We start from the raw sequence: 14,433 nt of genomic DNA, 5'->3' as shown, positions 1-14,433 counted from the left end.
CCCTAAAAAATGGGCGAACCGGGAATATAATTATTTTTCAGCTTAAAGTATTTTAATTAAATCGATTAAATCAACTTTTTTGAGCTAACCGCACGTGAGTTTAAAAGTGAGAAAAATCAAACTACTGGCTTTGATATTAATTAGTTTGGCAATGGTGTTGTGGTTTAATTTACGTTTTTCAACACCGTCGATACCCACTATTGCAGCTTCACCAGCAAAAACTATCCGCTACTTCGATCGCACTTTGCCCCAAAGCATCGCTCACATCGTGTTGATTCCAGCGAATAGCAAATTTTTGGTGACTCCTGCACTATCACAGAAGGTAGCCACTGTAGAGGAATTTGCCCAAAAGTATCAAGCCGTAGCTATTTTGAATGCAGGCTTTTTCGATCCAGCCAACCAAAAAACGACATCTTATGTTGTCCGACAAGGAAAGTTGATAGCCGATCCCAAGGAAAACGAGCGGCTGGTGAACAATCCCAACTTAAAACCTTATTTGGGTTAAATATTCAATCGCACAGAATTCCGTCGCTACTTATGCGGGCAAACTAGCCGCTATTCCATTGCCCTACACAATCAGTCACCACCAGCAGGTTGTCAGTTAGTTGATGCTATCGGTGCTGGCCCGCGCCTATTACCAGAACTCACCTTAGAAAAAGAGGGCTTTGTAGATAATACCAATAAACGAGATGCCCTTGGCAGCAACCAACCCAACGCCAGAACTGCCGTAGGTATCACCCGCGATGGCAGCGTTATTTTAGTTATGGTGGCTCAAAAACCCTTGGCTTCCGCGAATGGAATATCTTTGCCAGCATTAGCTGATTTGATGAAAACTCTTGGTGCCGATCGAGCGATGAATTTGGATGGAGGAAGTTCGTCTTCGCTTTATTACAACGGGAAAACCTTTTACGGAAAGGTTGATTTAGAGGGAAATTCTATCAAGCGTCCTGTGAAGTCGGTTTTGCTGGTTCAGGAAAAATAGGGGTTATGGGAATTATACCTACCTACTGGTAGATTTTTTCCATAGCACCAATCTCCGAATCCAAATTGAGTCACAATAATAATAGGCAATCATTGAAGGTGCTTTTATGCTTCGTCTAACTCAAATTATTCGGAACTTGTTCCTTCGTATTGAAGGCTTGTTTGGTGTTTTATTCCAAAGTATTTCTAATTTTTTCGGAAATTTATTTGGTTTTTTTGCCAAGCTTTTCGGATTCTCTCAGTCTGGTTATTTCTTGGAATCCGATCGGGTGCAAGGCGTAAATCAAGTTTCAACTAAACAGCCAATTGAAACGAATCGGGATAACACTACTAAAATTTCTGCCCCTAACCGCCGTCGTACTAATGCCAAACTTGATGACTACTACCTCAACATGGCTCGTGATGTGAAAAAGAACTAACAAAAGCCATAAATTAGATTTTTATCTCAGAATTTTCTCAATTACTGTTCCCTATACTAGTGGTCTGTCCTATTAGTTACGAGGGGTGAGTAAGTTTGTAGTAAGGACTTTAGTCCTGGATTTTTAAGCACGCTTTGTGCTTACTACAAACTGATTATATTTAATGGAACAGACCACTAGGTAGTGTGAGGTCGCGAAAATCATTCAGCCATAATTAACAGATGCGTATGTGCGTAAACATCGCACCTTTCACAAAAATTTTGTCCAGTTTGAGGCTGGACAATAGCTAGAAATATTTTTGAGCTTGAATATTTACTTGGTTTTTAACTTACCAAGTCAACTAAGGCGTTGCTTTGGAAGCGGACTATAGATGAAACTGAGCAGCCGCGATAATTCTCAGAGGTGAATACTGATAGTGTAATATTGGCTTGACCTGGATCTAAAATGCGTTTTACCTTGCAGATTTGCATTTTATTGTTGCAGTAAGCAATAATGCGATCGCCAGCCTTGACTTCCAACGCTTGAATTTTCAATTAATACCAACCTTGCCAGGAATTTGCTTTGTTAAAGGAAAAACATATTGCTATATCTCAGCTGCTTAACAATAGCAATGTTCTTCTAGTATAGCACAAAAATTAAGGATATCAATGCTATCAATTTAATCTTGGTAATGTCAAGTTGATTCATACTGCAAATACTAGTGCAAAAGGTAGGAGGCAGAAATTTATCTGTTGCTCTCAACCCTATCTAGTTCCAAGCCACCAAATCGTTCGCGCAGCAGAGTATTTATTGAAATTCTGATGTAGGGAAACCTCCAATACGGTTCAGATAAGCATTTTGAACTCAAAATAGGGTTTGGGGAAAAGGGAAATGGGTTTGCGGTTAAAGGTTTTTTATTCCCCTTTCCCCTTTACCCTCGCCCCTTATCCCCAGAGGGGACCCCACCTTCCCCTTTAACCGAACCGTATTGGGGAAACCTCTACTCCAAAGAAGTTAGAGCAAAATTTTTTTGAAGACAAATTTTTCTTTCGATGTTTTTGTTACAATCATTGAAATTTTTACCTAAAAATACCACTATGGCTTTATACGCTGAATTACATAGACATCTAGGCGGCTCGGTCGTACCACGAGTTTTATGGCGATATTTCGAGCGACATTCTGCGGAGTTGATTTCCCGCTTTGCTGACTATTCAGATTTTGAAGATTTTTATACCCGCCCACGTAACACCCTAGATGAGTATCTAGAATTACACACCTTGGTAGAAAGCGTGCAAACCGTGGAAACTTTGCCTTACTTTATCTATCGCTTGGTGCGGGGTGCTTACATATTTGAAAATTTGGCTTATCTGGAACTGCGCTACACTCCTTATTTGCGGACACCTGAGCATCTGAGTCAATCTGAAAGGATTGACAAGATGGCAGAAATTGTGCGAGTAGTAGGACTTGCCAGCCAACAGCCAGAATATCCGATTGTTACTAGCCAAATTCTCTGTATGCATACGCGCCTACCTTATGAGGTGAACAAGGCGATTGTTGATTTGGCGGCGCAAAATAAACAGTATGTCTGTGCAGTAGATGTAGCCGGAGGTGATAGTTATTACGCCGATCGCTTAGAAGAATGGATTAGCTTATATGATTATGCGCGATCGCAGGGCGTTAACACCACAGGACATCTATATGAAACCACCGCTGGTTGTTACCCAGAACTGTTACCATATCTGATGCGGATTGGTCACGGCATTCAAATTCCCCTACTATATCCAGAGCTACTTAATGATGTGGCTAGACGCGGACAATGTTTGGAGGTTTGTCCGACAACTTACCTAAAAACTGGAACTTTGCAGGATATACGTCAACTCAAATTAGTTTTTGACCGTTGTCTTGATGCTGGAGTTGATATCGCTATCTGTACTGATAATGCTGGATTGCACAATGTACGTCTACCGTTTGAGTATGAGAATCTTTTGACTTACAACATTATTAGTTTTGAACAACTACAAGCTTGTCAAGATGCAGCTTTCCGTCATGCTTTTGCTTGGCCTTACAGTCAACGTCCTGCATCACTGTTGAACGGTTTGCTCAAACCTGAACCAGCGAAAATTTTGTCCATGAGAGATAGTAATTAACGAATCGCCTAAAGATATTCATAAAGTCAGGTGATTTAATGTTAATTAATGTTGCAATTACTAATTTTTTCTGATGCCATAGAGAAAGTTGTAATGCACAATAGATATCTTGCAAAAGTATTTTTGCACTCTTGGGGGAAAGAGACTCATGTTAAAGTGAAAGGATTTTTCTTATCCCTTTCCCCTTTCCCCTTTCCCCTTTTCCCTTTTCCCGACAAATGCCAAGAAGCCTAATAGATATCTTGCAATAATTAATGTTTTAAAAATTAAACCACAGATGCACACAGATAATTTATCGGTGTATATTTGTGGTTCTTTTTTTGCTGAGAAAGGATTCTTACTATATTGGCGTTGCGTAAGTCCTATAATCAAAAAACGAACTGCAAAGGACACGAAAGGATAAGAGTTTTAGAGAGATTTTGCAGTGAAGCGATCGCGATCATCAGCCCAGAAACGTCGGCTGAAAACCTGATTATTTCGTTAAATTACAAAAGTTTTCAATCTACTGAATGTAAGTTAATGGGACTTAGACAAAAAGTAGCCAGAAAAAAGCCTCAAATTTAATATGCAGAGAAACTTTGACATCGTTTTGTCTAGTTTCTTAATATATCTGGGTTGAAAGCATTTTTGAGCATTTGGTGTATTTTTCTTGCCCTGTATGGGTTTGAGGATTGTTTGTGCCTCAAAAATGTTAAGTCCCGTTAATCGTTTTATTTCTAAACTGACTAACCTCACATAGGCGTTTCCGTGTTCGCCAACAGCGTCACATCATTTGTGAACCAATCTCCCCTTTTTACATCCTGTGAAAAGTCAGGCCGAAACAGGTTGCATTTGGCTCTCTGCCTCCCTAACATTACGGTTGTACTCCTCAATCAACTGAGCTTCTTTTTCACTAAAGAAAAATGACACAAGCGCAAAGCGTCGTCCTTTTGTGATGTCTGTAACCTCATGGAGTAGCGAACTTGAAAATATTGCTGCACAGCCTGTTTCTGGCTGGTATAAATCTGTCCCGTACTCTGGAAACCTTAGATATCCTCCTTCATATTCCCCTGCATTCAGATTAATGGTCATAGAAAGGCGACGGTAAGCAGTATTCTCTGTACAATTGTCACGATGTAGACCCAGGTATCCACCACTACTTGCCTCATAGCCAAAAATACTAAAACCCTCAAATCGAGTAACTTGAAAGTGAAACGCTTTCTGAATTTCAGGGCGAACCCAATTCCGAATGGAATGTTTAAGGTGCTCCAGTATCTCTCCTTCTTTAAGACAATGGTTTCGTCGAACAGCTTGTTTATAGTCAATACGTTCATTCCATTTTCCATTCTCCTTAATCAGGTGAGTAGTATCTTCATTTCCTTCAGTTTCCCAAATGTGAATAAGGTGTTTACAAAAATCAACATCTAAAACGTTCGGGATGAAAAGAACTGGTGCCTGCATTGTGATTTTACGGGGGCAGTCTGTAGATTGGGTCATAACTTTACTAATTCTTATTCCAAGAAAAATGTGAGCATTCAGAGTTTAGTGGTCAGCTATCTAAGAGATTAGGACTTATGCAAAAAGGTAGTAAAAGCCTTGATTTACCGTAGGGTAAATTCATCAATTGCCCCTACATTTTGTGCTTGATGCGTAAGTCCTAGAGATGAAATGGGTATGCTTTGTCTCTACGCTGAGGGGCTGTTGGGCTTAACCTTTTTCGTAAGATATGTTGAGTACTAAATGTTGATATGTGAGCGAACACAAGGTTCGCTCTGAACGAGTATAAAAGGCCCCTTACTACAAAAAAGTTAGTTTTATAATTTCATGTAGATTGAGGCTCAACTAAGGGGAACGTAGAACCATTCTCATCAGTGTTATAGAACAGAACCTACACCAAGTTTTGCTATCCCTAAGTTAGCTATCCCTAAATCAGATGTTACTAAGTTAGCTATCCCTAAATCAGATGTTACTAAGTTAGCTATCCCTAAATCAGATGTTGCTAAGTTAGCTATCCCTAAATCAGATGTTGCTAAGTTAGCTATCCCTAAATCAGATGTTGCTAAGTTAGCTATCCCTAAATCAGATGTTGCTAAGTTAGCTATCCCTAAATCAGATGTTGCTAAGTTAGCTGTCGCTAAACCACCTATGATGTCATTGCATTCTTTATCATCTAAATCGGTCATCGAGATTTCGGAATCCAGTTTGTAGATATTAATTTCAGCCATTTGGAAATATTCTCCTAAGTTTTGTCTGCAAACTGCAAAATTTATAATTTTGAGCTGCTAGCGACTAATGCGATTGACATCTCCCTTTTATGCAAAGACTGAGGTTGTGTGTAACATTTCTTTGCAAAACTGATTTTGCAGTTCCGGGTTGAGAAATGCAAATCAATACCGAACCCTTATCAGTTGTTGCAGTTGGTTCTTCTTGGTAAGCACGATAGTATTTACAGTTGTAAAAAAGGTGACAGTTATTTATTTAACTTACTTGCACGGGCAAACTCAACGTAGGTATCTATTTCAATTGCCAAATCAAGCGAACATGATATAAGTCATATATAGCGTGTCCCCAGAAGCTATAAACTAGAATTTATGGCATCTACTATTCAAGCTCTACCAACAGAAGTTGTATATCTCATTACAGCTGGAGAGGTAATCGATTCTTTAGCCTCTGTGGTGCGGGAATTGGTAGAAAATTCCCTAGACGCAGGTGCAACGCGAATTGTGGTTTCTCTGTGGCCGCAGCAATGGCGAATTCGGGTGGCAGATAATGGCTGTGGAATGAACCTAGATGATTTGCAACAAGCAGCCACGGCCCACAGCACTAGTAAAATTCGCTCTAGTGCCGATTTGTGGAAAATTAACAGTTTGGGGTTTCGTGGTGAGGCGTTGCACAGTTTAACGACTCTGGCTGATTTAGAAATTTTGAGTCGTCCTCTGGGGGGAAAATTAGGATGGCGGATAATTTATGGCAATGGCGGGAAAGTTGTACAAGTTGAAGCAACTGCGATCGCACCTGGTACAGTAGTTACAGTTTCCCATCTTTTTGGTAATTGCTCATCTCGTCGTCAGGGATTACCCACAACAGCACAGCAAATGAAAGCTGTGCAAGCCACAATTCACCAAATCGCCCTGTGTCATCCCCACGTCACCTGGCAGATTTGGCAAAATGACCGTCAATGGTTTACCATTTGTCCGGCCGCCACAACTGGACAACTACTACCGCAAATTTTACCGCAAGTGCGACAAGGTGACTTGCAAGAAATAAAATTAGAACTCCCCAACCCTCCAAACTCCTGTACAGAAGACGCGATAAATCGCGTCTCTACTCTGGACTCTTGTACAGACGCGATGAATCGCGTCTCTCAGCACTCAGCACTAAATTTAGTGGTAGGATTACCCGATCGCACTCATCGTCATCGTCCAGATTGGGTACGTGTAGCCATTAACGGCAGGATGGTGAAGACACCGGAATTAGAGCAAACCATATTATCAGCATTTCATAGAACATTACCACGCGATCGCTATCCAATTTGTTTCTTACATCTTGCCATTTCCCCCAATCAAATTAACTGGAATCGCAATCCAGCAAAAACAGAAATTTACCTCAACGAAATCATTTATTGGCAAGAAAAAATTACCCAAGCAATTAACCAAGCACTCAGCATTTCTTCTAATAATCTCAAAGAAGCTGTTCACACAACACGAGTTAGTAAATTACTCAAAGCCGCAGAAGCCAAAGGCAGTTATAATTTCAATCCTCAAAATCCTAACGAAAATCCCAAAACTCCTAACTCCTCACTCCCAACTCCTAACTCTTTAAAAGCTGTCGCTCAAGTTAGCAACACTTATATTGTGGCGGAACATTCAAGTGGGATGTGGTTAGTAGAACAGCACATTGCCCATGAGCGAGTTTTGTATGAGCAATTGTCTGATAATTGGCAACTTGTACCCGTCGAACCGCCAATCATTCTTTATCAATTATCCCCAGCGCAAGTATTGCAACTGCAACGCATTGGTTTAGAAATAGACCCCTTTGGCGAACAACTTTGGGCAGTCCGTAATATCCCTGCACCTTTACAACAGCGAGACGACTGTGCAGAAGCAATTTTAGAACTTAGTTGGGGAGGTGATTTACAAACAGCCCAAGTCGCTGTTGCCTGTCGTAGTGCTATTCGTAACGGTACACCGATGAATCAGCAAGAAATGCAGACACTTTTAGATAATTGGCAACGCACTCGCAACCCCCGCACCTGTCCTCATGGACGACCAATTTATCTATCTTTAGAAGAATCAGCATTAGCCCGATTTTTCCGGCGGAATTGGGTAATTGGTAAAAGTCATGGAATTTGATGTTTGCAGTAAGTGTATACACAAGTCGAATTACCCCCCTTAATCTCCCCGATGTATTGGCAGGGCTGTTTCATTCCCTAAAGAGCGCTAAATATCAAGGGTTATAGCGATTTAAAATTGATTATTTTGTTACCAGCGTGCCAAGAAAATGAACAATTTTACTGTTGTTTAAGTGCTTAAAAGTTCATCTTCTCGTCACCCTCACTTACAATTTTCTCGCTAACCATCTTGACAAATCCTGTTTGAAATGGAATGAATCAGCCCTGCCTTTGCAAGGGGAGGGTTAGGGTGGGGTAAAACCCAGATTTATCAAGCAATAGCCTCTTGCTTAGGCTTTCGCGCCGGACGCTTGCGATCGCTTCGACGAACGCCCCCCGCCATTTTGTACTCATCGCTATTCTTGCCATACTTTGCAGCTACACTCAGTAACATGTGTTCTGTTAGTTCCATTAGCGACTTTTCGGTAACTTCTAAAGCTTCCTGAGTCATATCCACGGTGGAGAGGCTTGAGTTATAAGCTTCCAACTTGTCTTGTGTTGTTTTAATAAGGGTTGCAAAAGCGTCAATTGTTACCCCATTCCCTAAGTCTAAGGTGGGACTGATCGATTTCAAAGCCGCAATCCGACGCTGCGCTTTATCAATTACTTTAGACCCGCGTTTTAGACGTGACATAAATCACCTTTCTGTTATTAATAATGCGCCAGGATAAAAACTGACTTCTACCCTAGACTGTACAGCACTAGGATAAACAGAATTAGGGTTACTTGACACCCGCATTGTTCAGTATAGATTAACTTATCTGCTACAAATACATAAAATTGCTTTGCGTAAATTCTTGTAGGTTGCCCGAATTCAATAAACGACTACCCGAATTCAATAAACAACTACCCGAATTCAATAAACGACTACCCGAATTCGATAAACGACTACCCGAATTCAATAAACGACTACCCGAATTCGATAAACGACTACCCGAATTCGATAAACGACTACCCGAATTCGATAAACGACTACCCGAATTCAATAAACGACTACCCGAATTCAATATAGGAACTCATAGCAATCTTATTTGAGTTGTGAGAATTTTTGTTATGGTCGTCCTTGGTCAGTTGTGATTACAAAGGACAAATGACTAATGACATCTTCACGGCTAATCTATGTAAAAACACTTAAAAAAGTATTGACAAGTATAAAATATTACTGTAAATTAAAATAAGAAAGGCGATCGCGGACTCTTGGCCGAGGGCGATCGCCTTTCATTTAACCCCTACAATTGGAGTCAAGTACAATCATGACACAATCAAAAAAGTTCGCCAAATCACAACAAAAGCAGTTTTTACCTACCCAAGGCAACAACGCACCCCCTCTGAATCTATCTAATCAAAAGCAATCGCCAAAAAGAGAACCGATTAAACATTTATTGATTGGTTCACCCAAAGCCGTTACCAGCACAATTCACTTGTTGCAAGTTCTCGGTTATGCCAACGTTGGTGATTGGAGTGCGCTACTACCAACAGGTAATCCACATGAAGTTATGAGTATTTTAAGCCGTCAGCTTTTGATGCAATAACTTTCTTGGCATTTGTCGGGAAAAGGGGAAAGGAAAAGGGGAAAAAGGTTCTGTATTTTCCCTTTCCCCTTTAACCAAAACCTTTTCCCCAAGAGTGCAAAAAGCACTTTTTCCAAGAGGTCTAATGGTCAACATAGCCTAGACCCTGATTTTTCTTAGATATTCTTAGTCTCGGTCTTTTTTTGTGACTTTGTACCCATCTAAAGCAATCCTAGCGATCGCCTTTTTGTATGCCCTGTTGTGCTTGCTTCATACACAGCAAGCTTTTTGCGCTTTCCTATCCGTCGAACTCCTAATAAATAAAGAGAAATTCCTCTGCCGATTAGAGTAACGAATTATTGACTACAGGATATGGCAGAGGGAATAAAAGAACTTTGCCCAGATTGAGCCACAAGCATAATATTACCATTAGCATCAACAATCCATCCTTGAGCCTCGACAATTGGGTTGCTAGATTTGGTCATAGTTGCAGTAGATGATTTATCCGTGACTGTGTGTGTTACTTGTGCGGGCAAATCTACCCAACCAGTAATCACTGCTCGTCCTCGCAACGGTTCATTAGGACTTTGGGGTAATCCACCGCGTCCGGTGGCGATAAAACTACTAGCGTTTTGTCCTCCTCTGGGAGTGCAACCTTGGGTAATTTGTTGGGATACATCCACGAGGTTATAGGGTAGTTGAATTAAGCCGCGACTGGGGTCAGTATCTGGACTGTTGATAGTTACTTCCCCACTCACTCCTAATTCGGAACTTGCGGTAATGTCGCTATTTTCGGTTGGGCGTTTTTGCGGGAGAATACCGAAAATACCGTTGGTTGTAATGTCAACTCTACCACCAGTGCCAGTGAAGGCGTTAGCGCTGATATCGCTATTTTCTTTAGGAACTGCAACGATAAATCTTGAATTGATTTTGATGTTACCACCATTGCCACCTAATTTTTCTGTACCTGCGTTGGTGGAAATTTGACTGTTGCGGCGGAGTAAGAGTAAGTCGCTGTTGACGTTGATGTTACCACCGTTACCGGATGCAGATTCGGCATTGAGTTTACCTTGGTTATCTAAGGTAAATTTGGGTGAGTTAATTTCGATGTCGCCTGTGATTCCTGAACCAGTAGAACTGACAAATAAGCCACTGTTAGCACCGATAGTTAGTACGTTGTCAGGAAAGTTAGTAGTGCGATCGCTGTAACTAGGGTCAATACCATTAATTATTAGCCGATCGTCAGCGTTGACAGTAATTTTACCTGCACGCCCATTGCTTGAGGTAGTGGTGGTGAGTTGTCCGCCGTTGAGTGCTTCAAAAATATTTGCATTTACCGTAATATCGCCACCCTGTTGATTATTTCTAGTGCGTGCATCTAGTAACGCGCCGTCGGAGATGCGAAAGATATTGGTGTTTATGGTAATATCGCCACCAATGCCAGTGGAAGTAGAATCAGTAAATGTGAATAAAGCACTAGAATTTCCGCTTTCTTGACTAGTTCCAGAAACAGTAACCACATTTTTTGCACCCACTGTCACATTCCCCGCATTCCCCACTCCTGAAGTTGAGGCAATAAGTTGAGCGCCGTCTCGTAATGAGAAGTCACCAGAATCGATGGTAATGCTACCGCCATTCCCAATAGTCCCCGTTTCCACATTGCTGCTAATCACACTCAAAAAATCGTTTTTCTCCCCAGCAATATCAACCCTACCTGTGACTTGAACATTGACATTGCCTGCATCCCCCCGTCCGGCTGGTTGGGTAGCAGATGCTCCACGAGTGGAAGTTAGCAATTGAGCGCCATCAGTGAGTGACAGTGTTGTAGCATTAATATCGATATTGCCTCCTTTACCTACGCCTCCTGCTTCCACGGTGCTGAAAATGTTACCATTTGCCAGGTCAACAGCATTTTTTGCATTCACTGTCACGTTCCCCGCATTCCCCACTCCTGAAGTTAAGGCAGAAAGTGAAGCACCATTTCGTAATGAGAAGTCATCAGAATCGATGGTAATGCTACCGCCATTGCCAACAGTCCCCGTTTCCACATTACTGCGAATCCCACTGAAAAAATCGTTTTTCTCTCCAGAGATGTCAACAGCACCTGTGACTTTAACATTGACATTGCCTGCATTCCCCCGTCCGGCTGGTTGGGTAAGAGATGCTCCACGAGTGGAAGTTAGCAATTGAGCGCCATCAGTGAGTGACAGTGTTGTAGCATTAATATCGATATTGCCTCCTTTACCTACACCTCCTGCTTCCACTGTGCTGAAAATGCTACTATTTGCCAGGTCAACAGCATTTTTTGCACGTACCGTTACATTCCCTGCATTCCCCACTCCTGAAGTTGAGGCTTGAAGTTGAGCGCCATCACTTAGAGAGAAGTTACCAGAATCGATGGTAATGCTACCGCCATTCCCAATAGTCCCCGTTTGCGCAACGCTGCTAATCACACTAAAAAAATCGTTTTTCTCACCAGAAATATCAACAGCACCTGTGACTTGAACATTGACATTGCCTGCATCTCCCCGTCCGGCTGGTTGGGTAGCAGATGCACGACTAGTAATGGTTAGCAATCGAGCGCCATCAGTGAGTGAAAGTGTTGTAGCATTGATGTTGATATTGCCTCCTTTACCTACGCCTCCTGCTTCTACGGTGCTGAAAATGCCACCATTTGCAACAAGGTCAACAGCATTTTTTGCACGTACCGTTACATTCCCTGCATTTCCCTCTCCATAAGTTGAGGCAATAAGTCCAGCACCATCACTTAGAGAGAAGTTACCAGAATCGATTGTAATGCTACCCCCATTGCCAATAGTCCCCGTTTGCACAACGCTGCTAATCACACTAAAAAAATCGTTTTTCTCACCAGAAATATCAACAGCACCTGTGACTTGAACATTAACATTGCCTGCATCTCCCCGTCCGGCTGGTTGGGTAGCAGATGCACGACTAGTAATGGTTAGCAGTTGAGCGCCATCAGTGAGTGACAGTGTTGTAGCATTAATATCTATATTGCCTCCTTTACCTACGCCTCCTGCTTCCACTGTGCTGAAAATGCTACCATTTGCAAGGGAAATAGCATTTTTTGCACGTACCGTTACATTCCCTGCATTTCCCTCTCCATAAGTTGAGGCAATAAGTCCAGCGCCATCACTTAGAGAGAAGTCACCAGAATCGATGAAAATGTTACCGCCATTCCCCCGTCCGGCTGGTTGGGTAGCAGATGCACCACGAGTAATAGTTACCAGTTGAGTGCCATCAGTGAGTGACAGTGTTGTAGCATTAATATCGATATTGCCTGCTTTACCTACACCTCCTGCTTCTACGATGCTGAGAATGCTACCATTTGCAAGGGAAATAGCATTTTTTGCACGTACCGTTACATTCCCTGCATTCCCCACTCCATAAGTTGAGGCAGAAAGTTGAGCGCCGTCTTTTAATGAGAAGTCACCAGAATCGATAAAAATGTTACCGCCATTCCCAATAGTCCCCGTTTGCACAACGCTGCTAATCACACTGAAAAAATCGTTTTTCTCCCCAGAGATGTCAACAGCACCTGTGACTTGAACATTGAGATTGCCTGCATCCCCTCTTCCGGCTGGTTGGGTAGCAGATGCACCACGAGTAATAGTTAGCAGTTGAGCGCCATCAGTGAGTGACAGTGTTGTAGCATTGATGTTGATATTGCCTCCTTTACCTACACCTCCTGCTTCTACAGAGCTGAAAATGCTACCATTTGCCAGGTCAACAGCATCTTTTGCACTCACTGTCACATTCCCCGCATTTCCCTCTCCATAAGTTGAGGCAGAAAGTTGAGCGCTATCTCGTAATGAGAAGTCACCAGAATCAATAAAAATGTTACCGCCATTGCCTTTTGAATCCTGACTCACAAAATTGCGAATCCCACTCCCGGAGTCAGCAACTTTGATTTCCCCCGTAGCATTAAGCGTGATATCCCCCGCAGTCGCCTCTGGTTGCCCTAAACCAAAGCCGATACCAGCAGAAAGCTGACTCCCTGCCACAATATCTATGTTGCGGGCATTAATCGCAATATCACCGCCACCAGCAGCTTCTACATACACAAACGCTTCATTGGTAAGTGACACATCTGCACGAGTCACATTAAGAGGAAACTTCAAGCTGAGATTATCGCCATTAAAAAGAAGATTGACATTTCCAGGTGCTGCTAACCCCCCTAATTCAACTCTCCCACCATAAGCATTTAACTGGCCGCCATCCATGCTGACATTACCACCCACTAGCAGCAAACTTTTACCATCTCCGACTCGTAAACCAAATGCATTAAAACCTGCGGGATCTATTCCTGCTGGTGCGACTGAGTTGTTTTGAATCGGTGCAGCAGCAATTTGATTGAAGAACAATGCCGAAGGATTAACTGTTAGTAATGGCGAAGGAGTCTGAGGATTAGTTGCACTAAATTCCAACCCATTGCCAAACACAAAAGAATTCGCCGTACTCCCGACAAAGGAACCCGCCACATCAAGGCGTGCATTCTTCCCAAAGAAAATGCCATTAGGATTAATCAAAAACAAATTTGCGCCACCATCCACCCCCAAAGTGCCGAGAATATTGGAGATATTACTTCCCGTCACCCGTGTGAGAATATTGGAGATTCCCGTGGGATTGGCAAAATAAACTCGCTGCAACTCACCCACATTGAATTCCTGGAAACTATGGAACAGGTTTGCACCGCGAATTACTCCACCATCAATCCGGTCAGCAGTACTACCTTTGATATTGACATTGGGAGTGATTATTGAAGAGTTATTACCCAATGTCCCATCAGGGGTAATCTGGGCTAAGGCGTGATTTTCATAATAAAATATGCCATGAGCCAGCACTCCAATAATACTAAAAACTTCTAATAAATTTGAGTGAAAATTTTTATTTCCATAGATTGCCATATCACAACTAGCCTCACTTGCTCATTTCCTAATTGTGAATATGCAATTTTCTTACACCACGGCTTTGAGCATACATATTCAAAAGTTTTTTGTTAGCCG

Annotated in this window: 11 protein-coding genes; 6 read left to right on the top strand and 5 right to left on the bottom strand. The window is 42.1% G+C overall.

What is annotated here, in order from left to right; all coding sequences use genetic code 11:
• The first annotated feature begins 106 nt into the window (after window positions 1-106).
• From NSTC731_RS32940 to NSTC731_RS32930, 3 genes are all read left to right on the top strand, one after another.
• Window positions 107-505 (top strand): hypothetical protein, encoded by a 399-nt coding sequence (locus tag NSTC731_RS32940; RefSeq protein ID WP_445628620.1) that lies wholly within the window; start codon window positions 107-109, stop codon window positions 503-505.
• The gene (locus tag NSTC731_RS32935; protein WP_445632226.1) at window positions 506-982 is read left to right on the top strand and encodes a phosphodiester glycosidase family protein; all 477 of its coding nucleotides are present in this window, start codon (window positions 506-508) and stop codon (window positions 980-982) included. It begins immediately after the preceding gene.
• Window positions 983-1,088: 106 nt separating this feature from the next.
• Window positions 1,089-1,400, top strand: coding sequence for a threonine dehydratase (locus NSTC731_RS32930; protein ID WP_445628619.1), 312 nt, complete (start codon window positions 1,089-1,091; stop codon window positions 1,398-1,400).
• A gap of 323 nt (window positions 1,401-1,723) precedes the next feature.
• On the opposite strand, the gene NSTC731_RS32925 is transcribed toward NSTC731_RS32930, so the two are convergent.
• Window positions 1,724-1,933, bottom strand: a complete 210-nt coding sequence (locus tag NSTC731_RS32925) for a hypothetical protein (protein WP_322716912.1) — start codon at window positions 1,931-1,933, stop codon at window positions 1,724-1,726.
• Between the two features lie 543 nt (window positions 1,934-2,476).
• Between NSTC731_RS32925 and NSTC731_RS32920 the strand changes: the two genes are divergently transcribed.
• Entirely contained in the window at window positions 2,477-3,526 is a 1,050-nt protein-coding gene (locus tag NSTC731_RS32920) for an adenosine deaminase (RefSeq protein WP_445628618.1), read from the top strand.
• An 810-nt stretch (window positions 3,527-4,336) separates the two neighbouring features.
• On the opposite strand, the gene NSTC731_RS32915 is transcribed toward NSTC731_RS32920, so the two are convergent.
• Both NSTC731_RS32915 and NSTC731_RS32910 read right to left on the bottom strand, forming a co-directional pair.
• Window positions 4,337-4,966, bottom strand: a complete 630-nt coding sequence (locus tag NSTC731_RS32915; RefSeq protein WP_445628617.1) for a 2OG-Fe(II) oxygenase family protein — start codon at window positions 4,964-4,966, stop codon at window positions 4,337-4,339.
• Window positions 4,967-5,379: 413 nt separating this feature from the next.
• Entirely contained in the window at window positions 5,380-5,730 is a 351-nt protein-coding gene (locus NSTC731_RS32910) for a hypothetical protein (RefSeq protein ID WP_445628616.1), read from the bottom strand.
• A gap of 366 nt (window positions 5,731-6,096) precedes the next feature.
• Here NSTC731_RS32910 and mutL point away from each other — a divergent pair, with 366 nt between their 5' ends.
• A complete protein-coding gene (gene mutL / locus NSTC731_RS32905; RefSeq protein WP_445628615.1) occupies window positions 6,097-7,857 on the top strand; it encodes a DNA mismatch repair endonuclease MutL in 1,761 nt (586 codons plus the stop codon).
• Between the two features lie 309 nt (window positions 7,858-8,166).
• On the opposite strand, the gene NSTC731_RS32900 is transcribed toward mutL, so the two are convergent.
• Window positions 8,167-8,529: a hypothetical protein gene (locus tag NSTC731_RS32900; protein WP_445628614.1), complete on the bottom strand. Its 363-nt coding sequence runs from the start codon at window positions 8,527-8,529 to the stop codon at window positions 8,167-8,169.
• Between the two features lie 619 nt (window positions 8,530-9,148).
• Between NSTC731_RS32900 and NSTC731_RS32895 the strand changes: the two genes are divergently transcribed.
• Window positions 9,149-9,427, top strand: coding sequence for a hypothetical protein (locus tag NSTC731_RS32895; protein WP_445628613.1), 279 nt, complete (start codon window positions 9,149-9,151; stop codon window positions 9,425-9,427).
• A 335-nt stretch (window positions 9,428-9,762) separates the two neighbouring features.
• Here NSTC731_RS32895 and NSTC731_RS32890 read toward each other — a convergent pair whose 3' ends face one another.
• Window positions 9,763-14,334: a beta strand repeat-containing protein gene (locus NSTC731_RS32890; protein ID WP_445628612.1), complete on the bottom strand. Its 4,572-nt coding sequence runs from the start codon at window positions 14,332-14,334 to the stop codon at window positions 9,763-9,765.
• Window positions 14,335-14,433 lie beyond the last annotated feature (99 nt).

It is taken from the genome of Nostoc sp. DSM 114167 (assembly GCF_052692655.1).
The sequence above is the reverse complement of the archived record's forward strand: the minus strand, read 5'-3'. Positions and strand labels throughout refer to the sequence as shown.

Bases quoted from the DNA above. Each gene is read 5' to 3' on its own strand.
- NSTC731_RS32895 (WP_445628613.1), top strand. From the start codon at position 9,149: ATGACACAATCAAAAAAGTTCGCCAAATCACAACAAAAGCAGTTTTTA.
- NSTC731_RS32910 (WP_445628616.1), bottom strand. From the start codon at position 5,730: ATGGCTGAAATTAATATCTACAAACTGGATTCCGAAATCTCGATGACC.
- NSTC731_RS32915 (WP_445628617.1), bottom strand. From the start codon at position 4,966: ATGCAGGCACCAGTTCTTTTCATCCCGAACGTTTTAGATGTTGATTTT.
- NSTC731_RS32890 (WP_445628612.1), bottom strand. From the start codon at position 14,334: ATGGCAATCTATGGAAATAAAAATTTTCACTCAAATTTATTAGAAGTT.
- NSTC731_RS32900 (WP_445628614.1), bottom strand. From the start codon at position 8,529: ATGTCACGTCTAAAACGCGGGTCTAAAGTAATTGATAAAGCGCAGCGT.
- NSTC731_RS32930 (WP_445628619.1), top strand. From the start codon at position 1,089: ATGCTTCGTCTAACTCAAATTATTCGGAACTTGTTCCTTCGTATTGAA.
- mutL (WP_445628615.1), top strand. From the start codon at position 6,097: ATGGCATCTACTATTCAAGCTCTACCAACAGAAGTTGTATATCTCATT.
- NSTC731_RS32920 (WP_445628618.1), top strand. From the start codon at position 2,477: ATGGCTTTATACGCTGAATTACATAGACATCTAGGCGGCTCGGTCGTA.